Below are 20278 nucleotides of genomic sequence, written 5' to 3'. Positions count from 1 at the left end.
CGGCCGCTCCGGCATCCGATCGGTACCACTGCCGATGGGGAAGGAACGATCATGCCGGAACACGGGATCTACCACGCCAGGGCCGACGCCGAGCGCGCGTTGCTGCTGGCCGGGACCACGTCGCCGTTCACCGTCACCGTCCGGTTCGCCGGTGGGCTGACGCCGTCGCAGGTGGACGCCTTCGCCGCGGCCGCGGACCGGTGGGCCAAGGTGATCGTCGGCGACCTGCCGTCGGTCGTGGTCGACGGCGAGGCGATCGACGACGTGCTGATCATCGCGAAGGGCGCCGACATCGACGGCGCCGGCCACATCCTCGGTCAGGCGCACATCACCCACGTGCGGCCGGCCGGTCCGGAGCCCTCGGCGTTGCTGCCGGCCCGCGGCGAGATGACCTTCGACAAGGTCGACCTGGCCAAGATGGAGGCCGAGGGCATCCTCGGCGACGTGATCACCCACGAGATGGGCCACGTCATCGGCGTCGGCTCGCTCTGGGCGGCCAAGGGCCTGCTGGTCGGCAAGGGCACGACCGACCCCACGTTCTCCGGGCCCGGCGCGGTGGCCGAGTACCACAAGCTGCGCGGCGGCTCGGGCGACCCGGTGCGGGTGCCCGTGGAGAACACCGGCGGGCCCGGCACCGCGGACGTCCACTGGCGGGACGAGACCTTCGGCGACGAGCTGATGACCGGCTTCGTCAACCCGGCGCCGAACCCGCTGAGCCGGGTCACCGTCGCCGCCCTCGGCGACCTCGGCTACCAGGTCGACGTCGACGCGGCCGACGGTTACGAGCTGCCCGTGTCCGTCGGACCCGCGGCCCGCTTCGCGGTGCACGCGTTCGCAGTGACGCCGGTGCCGGCCGAGCTGCCGCGGACCGCGCTGCAGGCCTGAAGTCCACAGTGGCCGGTTCCCGGACCTGGGAACCGGCCACTGCTTCAACAGCTCGAATACATCTTCAGGTGGGCGATGTCGTTCCACAGACCGGTTTCGAAGCTCGCCCAGGCGCGGAACCGGTAGCGTTCCGCGCTGCTCGGCATGTTCTGCACGAACTTGCGCCAGTCGCCCCCGATCGGGTGCTCGGTGGCCAGCGAGCCCAGAACGGCCCAGTCGGCGTCCAGCAGGTCGACGTGCCAGATCACCCACGCGTCGTCGTCGTCCCCGCTCGTGACGGTGCCGTCGAAGGTGGCGGTGCCGTTGGGGAACAGGGTCCACTTGGCCCCTGCGAACATCGTGCAGTCGCCCTTCTTGATCAACCCCCAGGTGAACTCCCACGGTGTCCAGCCGGTAAGCCGTTCCGCGGCGGCGTTCGCCGCCTCCACGATGGTCGAGGGATCCATGACACTGCCTTCCGCTCGGTTCACTGCTGCCGCTGGACAGAGGCGCGGAACACGACCTTGATACGCGTCACCGGCCTCGCGTGGCGGGCACCGCCAGGGCCAGGGCGAGGTTCTCGTCGAGGAACATCAGCCCGCGCGCGGCGAACTCGCGGAACACGGCCTCGACCTCGGCGACCGGCGCGGTGAGACCGAGCTCGCGGTGCACGGCCGCGGCGGTGCGCGGGCGGTCGACGCAGGCGAGGTAGATGCCGGCGAGGGCGTCGTGGAAGGTGTGGGTGCCGGCGCGGTCCGGCCGGCTGTCGTAGATCTGCAGGAAGCCGGGGGAGGTGCGGTAGACGAGGACCGGCCGCCGGTCCGCCTGCCACGCCGCCGTCCACGCCGACACCGCGTTCCCCAGCGGGGCGTAGACGTCCGCGTCGAGCGCGGCTTCCGTTTCGTAGTCGAAGAAGTAGGCGACCCGGTCGAGGTCCACTGTGGCCGGGTAGACGTGCCGGTAGCTGGGCTCGGGCTCGCGCCGCCGCAGCGGGAACCGGGCCGGCTGGGTGAACAGCGGGCTGAACCGCTCCAGCCAGACCCGGTCCGCGCCGGCCGGCGGCTGGAGGTGGACCAGGTCCGGGACGACCGCCGCCTGCGCCGCGTACGCCTCGGGCGTCTCGCCCGGGAACCCCCAGAGGATGTTCCAGCCGACGGCGATCCCGTAGTACCCGGCCCAGCGCAGCAGGTTGACGTTCTGCGCGGCCCGGACGCCCTTGTCCATCAGCCGCAGCACTTCCGAGCTCAGCGACTCCAGGCCCGGCTGCAGCCGGGTGACGCCCGCCGCGGCGAGGACCTTCAGCTGCGCCCGGGTCAGGTTCGCCTTGACCTCGTAGAAGATCTCGTAGTCGCGGGCCCCCTCGGTCATCGCCGGGAACAGCTCCTTGAGGTAGCCGGGCTCGAGGATGTTGTCGACCGCGTCGAACCGGAAGGTGCGGTAGCGCCGGGCCTGCCGGTCGAGCTCGGCGAGCACCCGGGCCGGCGACTTGGCGCGGAACCGCATGGTGGTCCCGTTGAGCCCGCAGAACGTGCAGTGGTGCTTGGCGCCCCACCAGCAGCCCCGGGCGGACTCGAACGGGATCGTGACGTGCTCGGTGGGCAGCCCGAGCCGCGCCGCCCGGGCGAAGTACTCGCCGTAGTCCGGCACCGGCAGGTCGTCGAGCCGGTCGTGCGGCGCCTCGGGCGGCGTCGCGACGACGTCGTCCCCGGCGCGCCGGGCGACGCCGGGAACCGCGCCGGGGTCGGTGCCGTCCGCGAGCGCGGCCAGCAGCCGCGGGAACGCGACGTCACCCTCGCCGAGGACGGCGAAGTCGACGCAGTCCACCGACCGCACCAGCTCCCGGCCCATGTCACCCTCGAAGTTGGCGCCGCCGAACACGGTGACGATGCCGGGGTGCCGCTCCTTCAGCCGCCGTGCGAGCGCGAACGACGCCGTGTTCTGCTGGAACGTCGAGCTGAAGCAGACCACCCGGACCCCGGCGAACTCCCCGGCGACGGCGTCGAGGTACGCGGGCACGTCGTGCTCGCGCGTGCTCAGCAGCCGGGCCGCCGCGGACTCCGCCGGTCCGTCCAGATAGGACAGTTCGGTGCCGAGCTCCGCGAGCAGCTTCCCGTCCGGATCGGGCGCGGCGTCGCCGAACGCCTCGACCGAGAACAGCCAGTCGCCGAGCTGCCGGCCCCGGTGCTCGGCCAGGGATCGGTAGTAGTCCAGGCCGATCCGCACGGCGAAGTCGAGGTTCAGGTGCAGGGTCCGCACCGGGAGCCCGTGCTGGTCCGCGATCGCCTTGAGCAGCCCGAGCTGGATGGACGGCCGCTCCACCTCCAGGAACGGCATCGACACGAGAACGGCCGGCACTGCGGTCATGGTCTGGCTCCCCCTGCGAATGGCTGTGGTCGATGAATTCAGGGTCTGATGATGCTTCTGATCATCAGAGGGAGCATGTCACCGAGCGCAATGGCGCCGGACGCGAAGTCGATGACCACCGAGGCCTGGTGCGCGCTGAAAGACTCTGCGAACCCGGAGATGAGCGGCTTCTCGTCTTTGGTCGAGTTCCAGGCGAGCCACAAGATGCTGTCCAGCAACTTCTGCTGCTGGTCAGACAGTTCCTGCTTGAATACTTCGAGTCTGACAAAGAGATCCTTCACTTCATTTTCGAATTCTTTGGAGTCCTCGGCGCTGGTTTCGGACATGAATTTCCTCCTGAGTGAATCATCCACTGTGTACTTCGGACAGTCGTATGCGCACTTCGTCCGCGTCGGGATGGGCGAGGTGCGTGAGGATGTCGTGGGCTCGCTGCCAACCGGCTCGGGCGGATTCGGTGTCGCCGAGTTCGCGGTGGAGGCTCGCGATGTCGATGTGCAACCGCGCCTCGACCATGAGGCTTCCGTTGCGGTGCACGAGGTTCAGGGCCGTCTCGTAGCAGGTGAGCGCGCGGGCGTGGTCGCCGAGCTGCTTGTGGGCGTAACCGAGGCTGTGCCAGCTCTGCGCCGCGCCCATGTGGTCGGCCAGCAGTGTCTGCAGGTCGACCGCCTGGCGGCAGTAGTCGATGGCCACTGCGTGGTCGCCGAGCAGGGTGTGGAACCAGCCGACGGCGTTGAGTGCCGTCGCCTGCCCGGCCCGGTGCTCGGCCGTGCGGAACAGGTCCAGGGCCTGCTCGGCGTGCGCGAGCGCGTCGGCGACGGCGCCCTGCCGGTCCAGCAGCCAGGCGAACTGGCGGTGCGCGTACGCCTGCCCGACGACGTCGCCGGCGGCGCGGGACAAGGTCAGCGCGGCTTCGAGATCGTCGTGGGCCTCGGTGTGCCGGCCGAACCGGACGTGTGTGCCCGCCAGGTGCAGGTGGCCGAAGGCCTGCTTGCGCTCGTCGCCGAGCCGGTGCGCGGCGGCCGCCGCCACCGTGAGCACGTCGCGTTCGTCGTGCCAATGCCCTTGCATGGAAAGGAAACGCTGCAGCGACCGGGCGAGGTCCCAGACGCGGGTGTCGAACGCGGCGCCCGCGTGGACGGCCAGCAGCAGCACGCGGTGCTCGGCCTCGAACCACGCGAGGGCCTGCCGGTGGTCGGTGATCCGGTCGGACTCGGCCCCGGCCGGGAGCGGGGTCAGCGCCGGCGGCACTTCGAGCCGCGGGTCGAGGAAACCGTCGGCGTGGAAGGCCGTGTGGGCGTAGTGGCCCAGCACGCGGTGGACGGCCGTCTCGCGGTCGGCGGGGGACTCGACCTCGTGCACGAGCTCGGTGGCGTAGGCGCGCAGCAGGTCGTGCACGGTGTAGCGGCCGGGGGCGTGCTCGGTGATCAGGTGCGCGTGCGTGAGCTCGGACAGGATCGGGCGCGCTTTGCCGGCCGGGACACCGGCCAGGCTCGCCGCCGCGCGGAGGCCGACGTCCGGCCCGGGGTGCAGCCCGAAGAGCCGGAACAGCCGGGCGGCGGCCGGATCGAGGCGCAGGTACGACCAGGAGAACACGGCGCGGGCGTCGGTCGCCGGGTCGGTGCCGGAGAACTCGTCGAGGAACCCGCGCGCGTCCCGCAGCTGCCCGGCCAGCGCGGCCAGGCTGAAGCCGGGGTGCGTCGCGGCGCGGGCCGCGGCCACCGCCAGGGCCAGCGGGAGCCGCGCGCACAGGCCGATGATCTCCTCGACGGCCGCGGGTTCGGCGGTGATCCGGCCGGCGCCGAGCCGGCCGCTCAGCAGCGCCCGGGCCTCGGCGTCGTCGAGCAGGTCGACGGTGACGGGGTGCGCGCCCGCGACGACCAGGCCGGCGAGACGGTCCCGGCTGGTCACGACCACCACGCAGCCCGGCGCGCCGGGCAGCAGCAGCCGGACCTGCTCGGCGTCGCGGGCGTTGTCCAGCACGACCAGGACGCGCCGGTTCGCCAGCAGGCTCCGGTACAGGCCGACCTGGGCCTCGACGGTCGTGGGGATCCGGCCGCCCGGCACGTCGAGCGCCTCGAGGAACCCGCGCAGCGCACCGGCCGGGTCGACCGGTGTGCCGGTCGGGTCGAAGCCGCGCAGGTTCACGTACAGCTGGCCGTCGGGGAACCGCGGCGCGACCGTGTGGGCCCAGTGGACGGCCAGCACCGTCTTGCCCACCCCGGCGGTGCCCGACAGGACGACGATCCGGGTGGCCGGCACCTGCTCGTCGCACACGTCGTCGAGCCGGCGCAGCGCGCTCTCGCGGCCCGCGAAACCGGGGGTGTCCGGGGGCAGCTGGGCCGGGGTGGTCGTCGGGTCGGCCCGCGGCGCGGCCGGCAGCTCGTCCCGCAGGATCGCGCGGTGCAGCGCGCGCAGTTCGGGGCCGGGATCGGCACCGAGCGCGTCGGCGAGCCGCTGCCGGACCGCGGCGTACCGGTCGAGGGCCTCGGCCTGGCGCCCGGCGTTGTGCAGGGCGCGCATGAGGAGCACTTCGAGCGGTTCCGCGAGCGGGTAGTCCCCGGCCAGGTCGGACAGCGCGCCGAACACGGCGTCCGGGTGGCCGAGGCGCAGCTCCAGCTCGCCCCAGCGCACGGCGGCGTCGAACCGGTGCCGCTGCCAGGTCGCGCGCACCCCGTCGGCCCAGCCGCCCGGGATGGCGGCCAGCGGGGTGCCGCGCGGTCCGAACACCGCTTCGGCGAGTGCCGCCGCCCGCTCGGCGTCGGTGCGGCTCCGGTCGTTTCCGCGCTCGACCAGGCGGTCGAAACGCAGCAGATCGACGTCGTCCGGGTCGATTTCCAGCACGTAACCGGCCGTCCGGCGCGCGACACTCACGGCCTCGTCGGTGGAATCGGCGAGATCTTTGAACAGTCGACGAATTCGACTCAGGTGGGAATACAACACATTGCGAGCTTCGGCCGGTGGATCGTCACCCCAGACCCGGCCGATGATCGTTTCGAGCGAAACGGGACGCCCGGCGTCGGCCGCCAGCGCCGCGAGCACCGCCTGCTGCCGGGGCGTTCCGATGTCCAGGGACCGCCCCGCCACCCGGAGCTGCACCTCCCCGAACAGCACGAACTCCATGCGGCGGCCTTCCCGTTTCCGACGCGTCGCGAATGGCGGAACCGATACTGCTCCGTCCGCAAGATTCCCGCAAGGTCGCCGAGCAGGTCGTGGCGGAATCGTGAACCCGGGAACGGAAGAGTTCGAGGAGGGGCCATGTACCACGATTCGCCGGCACCATTGCTGGAAAACGCCGCCCGGGGTGCGGAATGGGCTTGGCGGGATATCGTCGAGCGTTATTCCGCGCTGGTTTCCGCCGTGTGCCGCCACTACCGGATCAGCGGCGCGGACGCCGAGGACGTCCGCGGCGCGGTGTGGCTGAACCTGGTGACGCACCGGGCGCAGATCCGCGACGCCGAGGCGCTGCCGGGCTGGCTGCGCACCACGACCCGGCACGAGTGCCTGCGGGTGCTGCGCCACCGCACCCGGCAGATCCCGACCGACGCCGTGCTGATCGACGACCCGGCCGAGCCGGACTTCGCCGCCGCGCTGATCGGCGAGGAACGCCGGGCCGCGGCCCGCCACGCCCTGGCCGCACTGCCCCCGCGGGACCGGCGGTTGCTCTCGATGCTGATGTGCGATCCGCCGCGGTCCTACCGGGAGATCAGCGCGACGCTGGGCATCCCGGTCGGCTCGATCGGCCCGTCGCGGGCGCGCTGCCTCGCCCGGGCCCGGCGCGCGCCGGCGGTGGCGGCGCTGCTCGGCGGCGATCCGCTCGACGTCCCTGGACACACCCCTCAGAGCGCGCGGGTGACGGCGTGATGCGCCGAATCGGCGGTATCACCGCCCATGCTCGCGGCTCCGCAAGCGGAGGAGGAACCACGATGAACCTGTTCCGTACCACCCTGGCCGCCGCGGCCGCGGTGCTCGTCTTCGCGGCGGCCGGCTGCTCCGACTCCGCCGATTCCGGGTCCGGCTCCGGCTCCGGTGCGCAGGACGCCACCACGGAGGCACCCCTGCCCACCGGCGCCCCGAGCACCGAGGCGTCCGGTCCGGAGAGTCCGAGGACCGCCGACGACACCGGGGGCGCGATCACGATCCCGCAGCTGCCGGTGGGCGGGGGTGCCGAAGACACGAGCGTCGAGGAGCAATGCGTGAACGTCAGCTGGCTGCAGCCGGACCTGTTGCGGGACAACGATGTCAGAGTCACCGATGTCGACTTGGACCGGCCGGGGGCCTTCACCCTGGGCGGCCGGTGCGGGGAGTCGCCCGGGTGCGCCTCGTTCAGGTTCACGTCGGGCGCCGACACCTGTTCCGTCGCGGTGACCGCGCGCGGGAACGGTGGCCACGCAACGCTGACGTTCAAGGGCCAGGTGGTGTGCGCCGCCGGAAAGGACGCCTCATGCCGGGATCTCCCGACCCGGGTGAACCCCGGCACGGTCCCGCTGACCCAGCCGGATTCGCCGTCGACCGAGACCACGGCGACCCCCACCGGGTGAGCCCGGCGGCCGCCGGGGCGCTCGAGCGTTTCCTCGACGCGGGCAAGACCGCGATCCCGCCGCTGACGCTGCTGACCGCGGTGCTGTTCTACTTCGGCTACGTCTCCGCGCGGGCGCGGTACGAGTACTTCGGCGTCGACGTCGACACGATCGGGCTCGGCACGCAGGAGTACATCATGCGCAGCCCGCAGCCGTTGTTGACGCCGTTGCTCGTGGTCGCCGCGGCCGGGCTCGGCTCGGTCGCGGTGCGCGCCGCCGTCCGGAAGCGGATCCGGACGGCGACGGCGGTGCGCCGGCTGGGCCGGGTCGCGCAGGGGATCGGGCTCACCACGCTGATCGCCGGTCTCGTGCTGGTGTCCGGCTACACCTTCCTGCGGGACTGGTGGTTGTTCGGCCTGGTGACCCCGTTGCTGATCGCCGTGGGCGCCACGCTCGTGCGGTACGGCGCGACCGTCCGGCGGTCACCGGACGGCGCGCCGCCGTTCCGGCGGAGCTCGGTCGTCCTCGGGTACCTGGTGCTCGCCGTCAGCGTGTTCTGGATGACGGCCACGACCGCGCAGTGGTCCGGCCGCGGGCTCGCGATGGCCGACGCGACCCGCCTCGACAAGCTGCCCAGCGTCATCCTCGACACCAAGGAGAGCCTGTACCTGCGCAGTCCTGGCATCGAGGAGACCAAGCTGCCGCCGTCCGAGGGCCAGACGTTCCACTACCGCTACCGGCACCTCCGCCTGCTGATCCACGGCAAGGACCGGATGTTCCTCGTGCCGGACCGGTGGTCGGCGAGCGACTCGACGATCATCGTCCCGCTGGACGGCTCGGTGCGGGTCCAGTTCCAGTTCCAGAACCAGCGGCCTTAAGCCGGACGGTAGGTGGTGATGGTGCCGCCGTGGCTGAACGTCCGGGTCTCCACCGGCGTGAACGGCCGCGGCCGGAACGGGCCGGTGAACGCCGGGAGGCCGTGGCCCGCGACGACCGGGTAGCGCTTGAACACCAGCTCGTCGATCTCCGGCAGCAGCTCGCCCGCGAGCCGCGCGCCACCGCAGAGCCAGATGTCCGCGCCGGGCTCGTCCTTGAGCCGGCGGACGGTGTCCACCGGGTCGCCGGTCAGCTCGACGGCGGGGTCGGCGCTCGCGCCGAGCGTCGTCGACGCCACGACCTGCCGGAGGTGGGCGTACGGGCTGGTGACGCCGGCGTCGAGCCCCGGCTGGTAGGCGCCGCGGCCCATGACCACCGTGTCGAACCGCTTGTTCGGCACGCCGTCGAGCCCGATGTGCGGCCGGACGTGGCTCGGCATGGTCTCCGGGAACTCCGCCCGGAGGTACTCGACCATGTCCGGCGCCTCCGGGTAGAAGTCGAACTCGCCGCCCGGCCCGGCGATGAACCCGTCGATCGAGACGGCGACGTAGTAGACGAGCTTGCGCATGCGACCCCCAGAACAACTCGATGTGTAGTACTTTGCTTGTAGTGGTTTGACCATAACACTACAAGCGGAGTGGTTACAAGCGATGGCGCGACGCAATCCGGAACGACGGGCAGCCCTGCTCGACGCGGCGATCGAGGTCCTGGCGGCGGACGGCGCGCGCGGGCTGACGTTCCGCGCGGTGGACCAGCGGGCCGCGGTGCCCACCGGCACCGCCTCCAACTACTTCGCCGGCCGCGAGGAGATCCTCACCGGCGCGGGCGAGCGCGTCTACGAACGGCTGGTGCCGGACGAGGCGACCCTGGCCGCCCCGTTCGACGGCCCGCGTGACCGCGCCCGCCTCGCCGAGCTGATGCACGCCCTGGTCGAGCGGGTGGCGGCCTTCCCGACGGGCTTCCTGGCCCTGCTGGAGCTGCGCCTGGAGGCGGCCCGCCGCCCGGAGCTGCGGGAGGTGCTGACCCAGCGGATCCGCGCGGACCTCGACTTCAACGTGGCGAACCACCTGAAGACGGGCCTGCCCGGCGACGCGACGACGGTCAAGCTGCTGTGGCTGGCCCTGAACTGGCTGATCATCGAGCGTCTGACCTTGCCGGACCTGCTGACCCCGCAGGAACGCGCAGGGCTCGTCGACGCCCTGGTCGAGCGCCTCACCCCGTGATCCCGGAGGTGTCCGGCTAGACCGGTTCCGCGCTCTCCTCGGCCGGCGCCTTGTGGGCGGCGGCGTAGTGCGCGGTGCCGATCGCGCCGGCGACGGCGAGCACGAAACCCGCGATGGCCGCGACCGTGAAGCCGTCGCGGACGCGGTCGTCCAGGATGGTCACGCCGATCAGCGACGACACGGCGGTGTTCGTGGTGAACATCGTGGCCGTGACGGCGGTCGCGCGGCCGCGTTGCAGGGCCATCGCGAAGACCACCGCGGCGACCAGGCCGTTGGCGATCATCGCCCAGATCGCCGGGTCCAGTGCCACCCGCCAGGCCGGGCCCGACGTGTCGAGCGTGCGGGCCGAGATGCCGACGACGCTGAAGCCCAGGCCGCCGCAGAAGCCCAGCACGGGCGCCGACCAGCGGTGGTCGTGGCGCTGGACGTAGAAGCCGGTCGCCGCGATCGGCACCGCCGCGGCCAGCAGCAGGTACCTGGCGGCGGTGGGCAGCAGGTGCGCGGGACCCGGGTCCGCGGACAGGCCCAGCAGGACGAGGCCGGTCGCGCCGACGCCCAGTGCGGCCCAGCCGGCGGAGGCCAGCCGGATGCCGAGGAACGCGGAGATCGTCGCGGTGACGCCGACGCTGAACGCCAGCACCGACTGGACGAGGAACAGCGGCAGCCGGTGCAGCGCGGCGGCGGCGAAGATGAAGCCCAGCAGGTCCACGCCCACGCCGAGGAAGTACAGCGGCTGGCCGCGCAGGGCGACGAGGTCCTGGGGCGCGCCGCCGTAGGCACCGGCCCGCCGGACGCCGGCGGACTCCAGGATCGAGCCGCTGCCCGACGCGACGGCGGCCAGCAGGGCGAGGACGTAACCGAGGATCACCGGTCGAGTCTGTCAGCCCGCCCGCCGCCGGGATCCGAAAGGCCGGTAAAACCGCCCGCGGCGAGGCCCGGCCGCACCCATAACACCTGGGATAACACCGAGGCGGCGACGTCGGCCGCTCGTCGCGAACACCGCGTGCTGACCAGCGGATATGTGACGCGGGCCACCGTGCGGCGAGCCGGTCGTTTACTCATCGTTTACCGACTTGCGTCGGTTGTTGGAGATTTTCGCCTGCCGCACAGTGATGGGGCGAAGTTACCGCGGAATGGGTCCGGAACCGTTCCCCGTCGTCCCCCTTTCCCTTTTGCACAAGGAGAAGCTCGTGGTCATCGCGCTGGACAAACGAATGATGGGCCTGGTTCTCACGTGTGGTGCGGTCGTGGTCACGGCCACGCTCGCGCTCACCCCGGCCGCCGGGGCCCAGCCGGTCGCGCCGCCGGCGCCGAACGGCGTGACGCTCACCCACCCGCTCGGCGACAACAGCGCGCTGCGGCTCCCGGCCGCCGCGAACGCGGCCCGGGACGCCAAGGCCGCGCGCAGCTTGAACTACAGCCAGCAGGTGCAGCAGAACGACGAGTGGTGCTGGGCCGCGGACGGCGCGAGCATCGAGCAGTTCCACGGCGCTTCGACGTCGCAGAACCAGTTCTGCGCCGCGGGCAAGGGCACCAGCGCGGGCAACTGCCCGAACCAGGCCGCGCAGATCGGCGAGATCGTCAACGGCTTCCGGGGCACCGGGTTCTCCGCGAGCAGCGCCGGCGGCGCGGTGTCGTTCTCGACGATCACCCAGCAGATCGACGCCGGGAACCCGGCCCTCACCGGGATCTACTGGACCTCTGGCGGCGGCCACGCCGAGGTGATCTACGGCTACGACGCGGGCAACCAGTCGATGAACGTCGGCGACCCGTGGCCGACCTACCAGCGCTACCGCACGCAGTCCTACAACGACTACCTGCGCAACAGCGAGTTCACCTGGGGCGACACCGTCGTCGGCATCACGGGCGGGCGGTGAGCTAGGCCATGACCAGGTCTGCGGTGAAGGTCCTGACGGCGGTGCTGCTGGCACTGGCGGGTACGGCCGGGTCCGGCGCGGCGGCCTCGGCCGCGCCACCCGCGTGGGTGCCGCTGCCGGCGGCGCAGGTCGCCGCGGCGGTGGCCGCGGCCCACTCGGCCGAGGCGATCAGCTTCGCCCGGACCAACTTCCGCAGACCTGGTCAGCCCGACCCGGGCGTCATCACCGTGGCGGACACGGGTGTCCCGGCCTACACGCTCGACCCGGCGTTCGTGCGGGGCGACGGCGCCGACCGGGTCGCGGTCCTCGAGTACGTCGCGGTCGTCGCGCACGCCCAGGACGGCCGCACCGCCACCATCCAGGCCGCCCCCGACGCGGCGGGCTGGCGGGTCGGCAGCGTCTTGTCCGGCGACGACGAGACCCGCCTCGCCACCCGGCTGCCGGCCGGTGCCGTCCTGCTCGACGAGCCCCAGATCAACGGCTGGTACGCGCTGGGCGCCGGCGGCGTCCGGCTGCTGCAGGCCAGCCTGCCGCAGACGCCGGTCGGCGCGTTCGTCCCGCTGGCGGACTACCAGCGCCAGGTCCACGACCGGTACGCGGACAAGCAGCCCGGCTCCCAGTACCAGCGTGACGGCGGGCTCGGCTTCGCCCAGCACCCCGAAACCGCCGCGCCCGCGACGTCGGGGTGGTGGTGGGTCGGCCTCGCGGGCCTGGCGGTCGTGCTCCTGGCCGTCGTGGCTCTGGTGCTCGTGCGTCGCGGTCGCGCGACGTCTCCGGCCCGGAACACTGAGGTGGCCGCCGGACGCCCGTGACGGGCTCGCGGGTCAGCGCAGCCGGTCGCGCAGGCCGGCGGCGAGACCGGCGACGGTCAGCAGGTCGACGAGCCCGCCGCCGTACTCGACCAGCCGCGGGCGGCGCGCGCCGCTGAGCCGGAACCGGAGGTGGACCCGGGTGGTGCCGGGGCCGTCGCCGGTGAGGCGGATCGCCCAGCTGATCTCCAGGCGGCCGCGGGTGGAGCGGTGGACCAGGGTGTGCGGTGGGTCGTGGGTGACGATCTCGAAGGTCGCGTCGCGGCCGCCCCAGTCGTCGATGACGTCGCCCGGGCGCAGGTGCTGCAGCGCGGGGTCGAGGTGGCGCAGGGCGCGGCGCCGCCGGGGGAGGAGCGCCTCGATCCCGGTGGGCAGGTACCAGCCCGCGCGGTTCTTGCCGAGCTGGGCGAACCAGGGCCAGACCCGCTCGGGCGGCGCGTCCAGGGTGAACCCGCGGTCCATCACGACGTCCGGGTGGGGGACGAGGTCGTCGCCGGGAACGGTGGCGGCGACTTCGTCCGCGCGGGGTGCCACTCCGAAGCCGATCACCTTGACCACCGCCATTCCGTATCGAATGAAACCGTATCACCCGACGCCCGTTGGGGTAGGGTGCTCGCATGACCGCCAAGCCCAGGACCCGCGCCACCGACCGCCCGGGGGACGTCTCCCCGTTCGCGTTGGGGTTGCTGCTGCGCCGGGCGCACGCCCGCGCGGCGGGGGCGATGGCCACCGCGATGCGCCCGCACGGGTTGGAGCTGCGGCACTTCGCCGTGTTGATCATCCTGGTGGACCGCGGGCCGACGACGCAGCGGGACCTGGTCGAGGCGACCGGGTCGGACAAGGCCGGGATCATGCGGGTCGTCGACGACCTGGAGGCGAAGGGGTTCGCGGTCCGCAACGCCGTGCCGGGGGACCGGCGGGTGCGCGAGGTCGAGATCACCCCGGACGGCGTCAAGGCCTTCGACGCCGCGCACGAGGACGCGCTCGCCCCGGCCGAAGCGCTGCTCTCGCACCTGCGCGCCGGCGAGCCGGCGAAGCTGATGGACCTGCTGACCCGGTTCACCTATCCGCCCGGGGGCGAGGCGTAGGCCTCACGCCGCGGCGAGCCCGTACCGCAGGGCCGCGGCCATCGTCGCGACCCGGCGGCCTTGCGAGCGGGCCGCCGTCAACGCCGTTTCGCCGACGGCGATCGAGCCGTCGTCGCCGGTGACATGACTGGCGCCGTACGGGTTTCCGGCGGAGTCGTTCCGGTGGTCCTTGTAGCCGGGCGGGACGATAACACCGCCGAAGTGGTAGACGGAGTTGTAGAGCGCCAGCAGCGTCGACTCCTGGCCGCCGTGCGCGGAGGCCGTCGAGGTGAATCCACTGTAGACCTTGTCCGAGAGCAGATCGCGCATCCACAGCCCGGACAAGGTGTCCAGGAACTGCTTGAGCTGGCTCGCGACGTTCCCGAATCGCGCCGGCGTGCCGAACACGACCGCGTCGGCCCAGAGCAGGTCGTCGTGCGTGGCGACCGGGATGTGCCCGGTGCCGGCCAGGTGCTCGACCCAGGCGCCGTTGCGGGCGACCGCCTGGACGGGCGCGATCTCCTCGACGCGCCGTAGCCGCACCTCCGCCCCGGCGTCGGCGGCGCCGGCGCGCACGGCGTCGGCGAGGGTGAAGATCGTGCCGGTCGCGGAGTAGTAGACGACGGCGACGTGACAGGTCGGCTCGGACATGACCGCTCTCCTCGTTGATTCATCACTCGGTGAATCCTTCACGACTGAACGTATCACATGATACCGTCGCGAGTGCAACCAAATGACTGCGTCGAAAGGAGGCGTATGGACCTGGACGGGATCGACGCGATCGGGCGGACCGCGTTCGAGGTGGCGCTGCTGCGTGCGGCCGAGGACCGCCGCCCGGACCGGCTGGCCGCCGACCCGTGCGCGCGGCTGTTCCTGGAAGCCGCCGGGATCACCGAGGAGAAGCCCGACTTCGCCGCGCTGATGGGACCGCAGGTCGCCGTGCGGACGCGGTTCCTGGACGACGCGCTGCTGGCCGCCGGGGCTCGGCAGGTCGTGCTCGTCGCGTCCGGAATGGACGGACGGCCGTGGCGGCTCGACTGGCCCGCCGGCACCGAGGTCTTCGAGATCGACCAAGCTCCCGTGCTGCGGTTCAAGGACGCCGCCGCGGCGTCCCTGGCGGCCCGGTGCGTCCGGCGTCCTGTTGTCGCCGACCTGCGTGACGACTGGGCGATGCCGTTGCGGGAGGCCGGTTTCCGGCCCGACCGGCCCACGGCGTGGCTGACCGAAGGGCTGCTCTACGCGCTGGACGAAGCCGCCGCGGACGGGCTGCTGGCCACGATCACCGGGCTCAGCGCGGCGGGCAGCACCCTCGCGTTCGACCACGTCGAGACCAGTGCCGCCCTGCGCGCGGCGATCGGCCCCGATCTCGCCCGGTTGTGGCGATCGGGTCCGGTCGATCCGGCGCGGTGGCTGACCCGGCGCGGCTGGGAGCCGGACGTGGGCGAACTCGCCGACGTCGCCGCGAAGTACGGGCGGCGGATCCACCCGGCCTACGACCCGGCGGCCGGTGGCACGGCGCGGGCGTGGCTGGGCCGAGCCGTCTTCCCCGGACAGGAAAGGTGACCATGAGCGCACCGAAGTTCGTCACCCACCCCGACGGAGTGCACCCGCCGCCGGGCAACGCGTTTTCGCACGCGGTCGTCGCCGGCGGCCTGGTGCACACCTCGGGCCAGGTCGGCGTGAGCCCGGACGGCCTGCTGCTGGACGGCTTCGAGGGCCAGGCGAAACAGGCGTTCGAGAACCTGGAGGTGGTGCTCGGCGCGTGCGGCGCCGGGCTGGCCGACGTGGTGAAGGTGACCGTCCTGGTCGCCGAGACGGCCGACGTCCGCAAGTACCTCCCGATCGCGGCGAAGTACCTCGCGCACCGCCCGGCGAGCACCCTGCACGCGGTGAAGGCCTTTGCCATGCCAGGACTGCTGTTCGAGGTGGACGCGGTCGCGGTGCTGCCGCGCTGAGCGGGCGGTGCCGGGGGACCCGCCCCGGCACCGCTCACTCCGCTGCTACGTGGCTCGACGCCACCGTGAACTGCCGCACCACCGGCCGGGCGATCGCCCACGCGGGCGCCATCCGCGCCCGCACCGCCGGATCGGCCGTCATCGCGCGGACGGCCGCCGCGTCGGTCCAGCGGGCGTGGTTGACGACCGTGGTGCCGTCGGGTGCGGCCAGCAGGTCCGCCGTCACGAAGCCGGGCTGGTGGCGCAGCACCTCGTCGCCGTTGGTGCGCAACAGGTCCAGGAGCTCTCGCTGCCGTTCGGGCGCGACCGCAAAGGTCGAGATCACCACGAGCACGGCTCAGCGCACCGGGAACATACGCTGCTTGACCGGCGGCAGCGCTTCGGCCAGCCGCAGCACGGTCCGGAAGGCGTGCCGGGGTAGCCGGGACGTCGTCGCCGCGCCGCGGGCGTTGCGGGTGGACAGCGCGAGTGCCGCGTTGGCGTAGGCGCGCATGTCGGCTTCGTAACCCCGCACGCCGCCGTCGCCGGCCAGGTGCCGGCGCAGTGTGTCGGCGTCGCGCAACGCCGTGTTGGCGCCGATCCCGGCCATCGGGGTCATGTTGTGGATCGCGTCGCCGAGCAGGGTGACGGCCGTGGGCGCCCAGTGCGGCAGTTCCGGCATCGTCTTGAGCGGGATCGCCGCGATGGTCGCGGGATCGGTCTCGGCGATCATCCGCCGGAGCGGGGGCGCCCAGGTCGCGGTCCGGTCCCGGACCAGTTCGCGCAGGCGGGCGGGCTCGGCGGTGCCGAGGTCGTCCGGGTAGGTCGAGCGGTCCGCGGCCCACGCCCACACCACGTACCGCGCGTCGGCGCCGGCGTCCCAAGTGGACAGGAACAGCCAGCCGGGTCGCGCGGGCACGACGTTGTTGACGGCGCCGTCGACGAGCGTCGCCGGCAGGGCGCTCGCGAGGCCGGGCGTGAGCCGGACGCGGCCGGCGATGTTGACGATGCCGAGGTCCTGGCGCCGCAGGTCGGGCAGCCGCTGCTCGCGGACGCGGGAGTTCGCGCCGTCGGCCCCGACGAGCAGGTCCGCGTCGATCGCGTGGCCGTCGGCGGTGTGCACGCGGACGCCGTCGCCGGTGTACTCGAAGCGCTCGAACGCGGTGCCCCAGCGGATGAGGCCGTCGCAGCCGAGGAGCAGGGCGTCCCGCAGGGCGTCGCGGTTCACCGCGTGCCGGCGCGTGACGGGATCGGCGTTGGCCGGGGTGCCGGTGTGGTCGCGTTCGGCGAGCACCCGCAGGTCCTGGTCGTGGAAGCGGACGACGTCCGGCGCCGGGGCCGACGTCGTGACCAATCGCGCCCAGTTCTCCCCGGGCAGGCACGCGTGCAGGGCGCGCAGGCCGTCGGCGTTGAGGTGGATGCCGTAACTGGCGGGCCGGGCGTCCGGGGTCGGGTGGCGTTCGAGCACGACGACGTCCACGCCGTCGCGGCGCAGTCCGTGGGCCAGGCACAGGCCGCCGAGCCCGGCGCCGGCGATGACGACTCGCATGAAGGTTCTCCCTCGTCGGTGGATCAGGCTTTTCGGTGGATCAGGGTCGGTGGGTCAGGCTTCGCCGGGAAAGGCGAGCCGGGTGAGCAGGTCCAGCAGGAGCCGGACGTCGCCGAGGCCGCCCTGCAGGTGCGCGGCGACGGGCTCGGCGTGGCGGTGGGCGGTGCCGAACACGGCCGTCCCGGCGGGGGTCGGGGTGATCGTGTGCACGCGGCGGTCGCCGGGGCGCGGATCGCGGGTGACGAGCCCGGCGCGTTCGAGGTCGTCGACGACGCGGACCATCGTGGCCTTGTCGCCGCCGACGGCGCCGACGAGCGCCCGCTGGCTCATCGGCCCGCGGTGGTGGAGCGCGACGAGCACGATGAAGTGCCGGAACTCCAGCCCCAGCGGCCGCAGGACACTCAGCAGCTCCGCGGCGACGCGGTCGTGGGCGCGGCGCAGCAGCAGGCCGAGGGCGAACGGCGACTCGTCACCCGGTCCGTCCGTCGCCCACGCCGTGTCCAGCTGCATCGTCATGACCGAGAACGTATCAGTCGATACGACCTTGTGCAAGAAGGTTTCATGTGAGACGTTCTCTGGTGTGAACACGAACCAGGAAGTCCGCGTCCCGTCCGAACCCGCCGCCCCGCCGCGCAAGAACCGCTGGGAAGGAATCGTGGTGACCGCCGCGCCGACGGTGGCTTTCGTGGCGGCCAACGCCATCGGCGACCTCGCCGCCGGCCTCGTGACCGCCGCGGTCACCGCGATCGCCGCGTTCGCCTGGCGCCTCTACCGACGTCAGCCGCTGCGCCAGGCCGTACTGGGCCTGCTGCTGGTCGCGGCGTGCGCGGCGGTGGCCGCCGTCACCGGCGAGGCACGCGGGTTCTTCCTCATCCCCGCACTGATCCCGTTCGCGGTCATCGCCGTCTGCGTGACGACCGTCCTCATCGGACGCCCGCTGACCGGCCTCATCCTCAACCGCGTCGCGGGCGGCCCCGCGGACTGGCGCTCGGTGCCCCGGCTACGCCGCATCTACACGGTCTCGACGCTCACCTGCGCGGCGGTCAACGTCGTCAACGGCGCGCTGCAGGTGATCTACTACCGGGGCAACCAGCCCCTGGTCCTGGGCGCGGTCCACATCGCGACGGGCCCGGTGTTCGCGCTCATCGTGGCGGTGACGATCGCTTGCGTCCGCCGGTCCCGGCGCGGCTGATCCCCTCGATCAACGACCACTGGGCATCCGAGAACTTCCGGCCCGGCTCCGGGTCAGGTCCGCTTGCGGCTCGCGATCTCGTCGGAGAGCTGCCGCACGTGGGCGGGGTCCGCGTCCCGGGCCAGGGCGACGTAGTGGTCCATGACGGCCGGCCGGTAGCGCACGGGCAACGTCTGTCCCGGGGCGAGCCGGGTGAGCTCGGTGATCGTGAGGTCTTCGTCCGCGATACCGCGGAACGAGAGGCCGCCGGCGGTCTCCACGTCGAACATCAGGACCACGCGTGGATTGCTGTTGACCTCCCGCCAGTCGACGAGAACGCCGAGCGCAAGCGCCCCCGTACGCAGTTCCGCATTGCGCTTCCCCGCATCACCGCTCAGGAGCGGGTTCGGGGCGACGCCCGGGAAGCCGGGCCCGACGCCGAGCGCTTCCCGGCTCAGGTCGGGCCTGAGCTGCGCCATCAGATCGTTCAGATCGTTGCGCTTCTTCTTCCGACCGAACATCCTGACCCCTCCCTCACGCCGTTGCCGGAATCTCGGCCTGGCGCTTCGCCCTCACTGCGATTGTACGTCGCGGTCCGGGAGCGCGCTTCCGGTCAGGTCATGGGGTGTGGCGTTGTTCCACAGCGCTTCGGCTTCGTCGACGAACGTCCGGTACCCGAGGGCAGTGCCGGGCTGGAGGACGAACTTCGGCTCGCCGGGAGCCTGGTAGGTGTAGTACTCCGCGAAGACCGCGGACAACGGCCCGGCGTGGTCCGGACGGCTGTCGGTGGCGATGACGCCGACCGCGATCGGGTGCGCCACGAGCCGGACCGTCAAGTCGCCCTCGGTCGCGGACTTCAGCTCCGCCAGCAGCCTCAGCGTGTGGCGCACTCGTTCCCGGGCGCCGGCGGGCGAGCGTTCCGCGTAGTAGCGCGACGCGGCCGCGTCGATCGCGGTCGAGTCGGGATCGATGAGCACGAACCTGATCACGGTCCCGGCCTTCAGCAGCCTTTCCAGTTTGGCGTAGTGGTTCTTGACGAAGGCGTTGCGGGCCATGCCCGTGACGAACAGGTCGGCGGCGTTCTCGATCGCCAAGTCCAGTTCGGGGCCGAAACTTTCGCTGAAGACCGGCCGGCGGGTGCGGGCGAGCTGCTGGGCGGGCGACAGCGGCCAGGGTGTGCCGGCGTCCCACAGCCGCTCCGCCTCCGCGGCGAAGTGCTGGTACCACGGTGCGTGCTCGGGTTCGAGGACGAACACCGGCGCCGCCTCGCCGACCGGGTGGTACTCGTAGTGCTGGACGCTGATCAACCCGCGTGGGCCGGGCACGTCGAGGCAGTTGAAGCCCGCGGACGAGATCCGGGAGGAGACGCGCACCTCCAGCCGGCCGGTCGTCCTGCTCCGCAAGGTCGTCAGGTCGTCCAGTGTGGTCATGATCCGCTGCCGCAGCCTGCCGTTCGCGAGGGTTTGCGAGATGCGCCGGTCGGCCGTTTCGATGAGCACGTCGTCGGTCGGGTCGAGGACGAGCACGCGGATGCGGCCACCGTTTTCGAGGATGGCGCGCATGTCGCTGCGCATGCCCTGGACGGTCCGGGTCATCGAATGGCCGATGAGCAGGATGTCGAACGCGTCGGCCCGCCGGGTGATGAGGTCGGCCGGGAAACGGGTCTTGAACAGGGCCGTCGGGTCGGCCTGGTGCGATCGCCGGATCTGCTCGGTCAGCCGTCGCGAGCGGATCTGGGAGAAGGCGAGCAGCGCCAGCAGTGCGAGGACGACGGACGACAGCGTCTTCACGTCGGAGATGCCGGTCGCTCCGAGTACGGTGAACGCCAGGGCCACCACGCCGAGCAGGTAGAGATCCAGGTTGTCGTCGTTGATCACCCGGATCAGGGATCGCCTGATCCGGCCGCGCTCGTCAGCCACGAAGCACCTGCCTCCCCGGTTCGGTCCAGCCTATCCGTACCGCAGCGTGCGTAGGGCGGCTTCACGCGTACGGCGGCGGACGTAGCCGCGAAGCCGCTTCTCGACCGG

The 20278-nt window shown here is 72.4% G+C and carries 24 protein-coding genes; 11 read left to right on the top strand and 13 right to left on the bottom strand.

What is annotated here, in order from left to right; translation table 11 throughout:
• Positions 1-51 precede the first annotated feature (51 nt).
• Positions 52-885 carry a leishmanolysin-related zinc metalloendopeptidase gene (locus OG439_RS18465; protein ID WP_326950591.1) on the top strand — a complete coding sequence of 278 codons (834 nt, stop codon included), beginning with the start codon at positions 52-54 and terminating at the stop codon, positions 883-885.
• Positions 886-929: 44 nt separating this feature from the next.
• Here the strand turns inward: OG439_RS18465 and OG439_RS18460 are convergent, their stop codons facing one another.
• The 4 genes from OG439_RS18460 to OG439_RS18445 form a co-directional block, all read right to left on the bottom strand.
• The gene (locus OG439_RS18460; RefSeq protein ID WP_326950590.1) at positions 930-1331 is read right to left on the bottom strand and encodes a DUF6294 family protein; all 402 of its coding nucleotides are present in this window, start codon (positions 1329-1331) and stop codon (positions 930-932) included.
• Between the two features lie 67 nt (positions 1332-1398).
• Positions 1399-3228, bottom strand: a complete 1830-nt coding sequence (locus OG439_RS18455; protein ID WP_326950589.1) for a RiPP maturation radical SAM C-methyltransferase — start codon at positions 3226-3228, stop codon at positions 1399-1401.
• Positions 3229-3266: 38 nt separating this feature from the next.
• Positions 3267-3554: a hypothetical protein gene (locus OG439_RS18450; protein ID WP_326950588.1), complete on the bottom strand. Its 288-nt coding sequence runs from the start codon at positions 3552-3554 to the stop codon at positions 3267-3269.
• Between the two features lie 19 nt (positions 3555-3573).
• The gene (locus OG439_RS18445; RefSeq protein WP_326950587.1) at positions 3574-6348 is read right to left on the bottom strand and encodes an AfsR/SARP family transcriptional regulator; all 2775 of its coding nucleotides are present in this window, start codon (positions 6346-6348) and stop codon (positions 3574-3576) included.
• A 135-nt stretch (positions 6349-6483) separates the two neighbouring features.
• Between OG439_RS18445 and OG439_RS18440 the strand changes: the two genes are divergently transcribed.
• The 3 genes from OG439_RS18440 (at position 6484) to OG439_RS18430 (ending at position 8623) form a co-directional block, all read left to right on the top strand.
• Positions 6484-7089, top strand: a complete 606-nt coding sequence (locus OG439_RS18440) for an RNA polymerase sigma factor (RefSeq protein ID WP_326950586.1) — start codon at positions 6484-6486, stop codon at positions 7087-7089.
• 62 nt (positions 7090-7151) lie between these two features.
• Positions 7152-7766 carry a hypothetical protein gene (locus tag OG439_RS18435; protein WP_326950585.1) on the top strand — a complete coding sequence of 205 codons (615 nt, stop codon included), beginning with the start codon at positions 7152-7154 and terminating at the stop codon, positions 7764-7766.
• A complete protein-coding gene (locus OG439_RS18430) occupies positions 7763-8623 on the top strand; it encodes a hypothetical protein (protein ID WP_326950584.1) in 861 nt (286 codons plus the stop codon). Before OG439_RS18435 ends, OG439_RS18430 begins: the two co-directional genes overlap by 4 nt.
• Here the strand turns inward: OG439_RS18430 and OG439_RS18425 are convergent.
• Positions 8620-9189: a dihydrofolate reductase family protein gene (locus tag OG439_RS18425; RefSeq protein ID WP_326950583.1), complete on the bottom strand. Its 570-nt coding sequence runs from the start codon at positions 9187-9189 to the stop codon at positions 8620-8622. The two genes, OG439_RS18430 and OG439_RS18425, sit on opposite strands and share 4 nt — an antisense overlap.
• Positions 9190-9271: 82 nt before the next feature.
• On the opposite strand from OG439_RS18425, the gene OG439_RS18420 reads away from it, so the two are divergent.
• Positions 9272-9844 (top strand): TetR/AcrR family transcriptional regulator, encoded by a 573-nt coding sequence (locus OG439_RS18420; protein WP_326950582.1) that lies wholly within the window; start codon positions 9272-9274, stop codon positions 9842-9844.
• Positions 9845-9860: 16 nt separating this feature from the next.
• Here the strand turns inward: OG439_RS18420 and OG439_RS18415 are convergent, their stop codons facing one another.
• Positions 9861-10712, bottom strand: coding sequence for a hypothetical protein (locus OG439_RS18415; protein ID WP_326950581.1), 852 nt, complete (start codon positions 10710-10712; stop codon positions 9861-9863).
• Between the two features lie 322 nt (positions 10713-11034).
• Between OG439_RS18415 and OG439_RS18410 the strand changes: the two genes are divergently transcribed.
• Positions 11035-11721, top strand: a complete 687-nt coding sequence (locus OG439_RS18410; protein WP_326950580.1) for a papain-like cysteine protease family protein — start codon at positions 11035-11037, stop codon at positions 11719-11721.
• An 8-nt stretch (positions 11722-11729) separates the two neighbouring features.
• The gene (locus OG439_RS18405) at positions 11730-12533 is read left to right on the top strand and encodes a hypothetical protein (RefSeq protein ID WP_326950579.1); all 804 of its coding nucleotides are present in this window, start codon (positions 11730-11732) and stop codon (positions 12531-12533) included.
• Positions 12534-12545: 12 nt separating this feature from the next.
• Here the strand turns inward: OG439_RS18405 and OG439_RS18400 are convergent, their stop codons facing one another.
• Entirely contained in the window at positions 12546-13088 is a 543-nt protein-coding gene (locus tag OG439_RS18400) for a hypothetical protein (protein WP_326950578.1), read from the bottom strand.
• A 59-nt stretch (positions 13089-13147) separates the two neighbouring features.
• Here OG439_RS18400 and OG439_RS18395 point away from each other — a divergent pair, with 59 nt between their 5' ends.
• Positions 13148-13618: a MarR family winged helix-turn-helix transcriptional regulator gene (locus OG439_RS18395; RefSeq protein ID WP_326950577.1), complete on the top strand. Its 471-nt coding sequence runs from the start codon at positions 13148-13150 to the stop codon at positions 13616-13618.
• Between the two features lie 3 nt (positions 13619-13621).
• On the opposite strand, the gene wrbA is transcribed toward OG439_RS18395, so the two are convergent.
• A complete protein-coding gene (gene wrbA / locus OG439_RS18390; RefSeq protein ID WP_326950576.1) occupies positions 13622-14248 on the bottom strand; it encodes an NAD(P)H:quinone oxidoreductase in 627 nt (208 codons plus the stop codon).
• A 105-nt stretch (positions 14249-14353) separates the two neighbouring features.
• Between wrbA and OG439_RS18385 the strand changes: the two genes are divergently transcribed.
• Entirely contained in the window at positions 14354-15160 is an 807-nt protein-coding gene (locus OG439_RS18385; protein ID WP_326950575.1) for an SAM-dependent methyltransferase, read from the top strand.
• A gap of 2 nt (positions 15161-15162) precedes the next feature.
• The gene (locus OG439_RS18380) at positions 15163-15552 is read left to right on the top strand and encodes a RidA family protein (RefSeq protein ID WP_326950574.1); all 390 of its coding nucleotides are present in this window, start codon (positions 15163-15165) and stop codon (positions 15550-15552) included.
• Between the two features lie 34 nt (positions 15553-15586).
• Here OG439_RS18380 and OG439_RS18375 read toward each other — a convergent pair whose 3' ends face one another.
• The 3 genes from OG439_RS18375 to OG439_RS18365 are packed head-to-tail and all read right to left on the bottom strand — an operon-like array spanning position 15587 to position 17596.
• Positions 15587-15886, bottom strand: coding sequence for an antibiotic biosynthesis monooxygenase family protein (locus OG439_RS18375; RefSeq protein WP_326950573.1), 300 nt, complete (start codon positions 15884-15886; stop codon positions 15587-15589).
• Between the two features lie 3 nt (positions 15887-15889).
• Positions 15890-17080 (bottom strand): FAD-dependent oxidoreductase, encoded by a 1191-nt coding sequence (locus tag OG439_RS18370; RefSeq protein ID WP_326950572.1) that lies wholly within the window; start codon positions 17078-17080, stop codon positions 15890-15892.
• 54 nt (positions 17081-17134) lie between these two features.
• A complete protein-coding gene (locus tag OG439_RS18365; protein ID WP_326950571.1) occupies positions 17135-17596 on the bottom strand; it encodes a MarR family winged helix-turn-helix transcriptional regulator in 462 nt (153 codons plus the stop codon).
• Between the two features lie 64 nt (positions 17597-17660).
• Between OG439_RS18365 and OG439_RS18360 the strand changes: the two genes are divergently transcribed.
• Positions 17661-18272 (top strand): DUF3159 domain-containing protein, encoded by a 612-nt coding sequence (locus OG439_RS18360; RefSeq protein WP_326950570.1) that lies wholly within the window; start codon positions 17661-17663, stop codon positions 18270-18272.
• A 53-nt stretch (positions 18273-18325) separates the two neighbouring features.
• Here OG439_RS18360 and OG439_RS18355 read toward each other — a convergent pair whose 3' ends face one another.
• Together OG439_RS18355 and OG439_RS18350 are read right to left on the bottom strand one after the other, a co-directional pair.
• Complete coding sequence (locus OG439_RS18355; protein ID WP_326950569.1) at positions 18326-18772, bottom strand: hypothetical protein; 447 nt, start codon at positions 18770-18772, stop codon at positions 18326-18328.
• 51 nt (positions 18773-18823) lie between these two features.
• The gene (locus OG439_RS18350) at positions 18824-20170 is read right to left on the bottom strand and encodes a DUF5919 domain-containing protein (RefSeq protein ID WP_326950568.1); all 1347 of its coding nucleotides are present in this window, start codon (positions 20168-20170) and stop codon (positions 18824-18826) included.
• Positions 20171-20278: the final 108 nt, after the last annotated feature.

This window comes from Amycolatopsis sp. NBC_01307 (assembly GCF_035975215.1).
In the GTDB taxonomy this organism is placed as follows: domain Bacteria; phylum Actinomycetota; class Actinomycetes; order Mycobacteriales; family Pseudonocardiaceae; genus Amycolatopsis.
The sequence above is the reverse complement of the archived record's forward strand: the minus strand, read 5'-3'. Positions and strand labels throughout refer to the sequence as shown.